The sequence below is a fragment of the Cupriavidus sp. 05N39 genome, from assembly GCF_056397325.1.
This window is the reverse complement of record NZ_JBFTNE010000369.1, coordinates 1-388: the sequence shown is the minus strand read 5'-3', so window position 1 is coordinate 388 and position 388 is coordinate 1. Positions and strand designations below refer to the sequence as shown.

The following is a 388-nucleotide window of genomic DNA, read 5'->3' as shown; positions in this document are numbered from 1 at the left end:
GCATAGCGGCTGCGCAGCGCGCGCAACTGCGCCGGGTCCAGCGCGGCGGGCGTGGCCGGGATGGCCGGGGCGGTGACGGGTGCCGGCGTGGCGCTGGTCGGCGCCGGGGGCGGCAAGTCCAGGGCTTGCGGCGCGGCGGATGCGGTCGCCGCCAACGCGAGGCCGAGGACCAGGCACGGGAACGGCTTATTCATCGGTGCTGGTCTCCAGGCCGGCGGTGGCCGGCTCGGGGCGGCTGGGCTGCGGTTGCGATTCGTCGACCGGGACCGGGCCGCCGGCGGCGAACCACGCGTACAGATCGGCATCGCGGGCCAGCCCCAGCTCCGGGTCGGCCAGCATTGCCGCGTCGCTGGCGGCATCGGCCGGGTCGGCGGGCGCGATGACCGGC

The 388-nt window shown here is 77.6% G+C and carries 1 protein-coding gene and 1 pseudogene; both read right to left on the bottom strand.

What is annotated here, in order from left to right; translation table 11 throughout:
* Nucleotides 1-194, bottom strand: a pseudogene (locus tag AC1DN0_RS41750) (hypothetical protein); the annotation flags it as partial.
* The coding region (locus tag AC1DN0_RS41745; RefSeq protein WP_477146705.1) for a hypothetical protein at nucleotides 187-388 on the bottom strand (202 nt) is incomplete at its 5' end. The gene AC1DN0_RS41745 and the pseudogene AC1DN0_RS41750, both read right to left, overlap by 8 nt.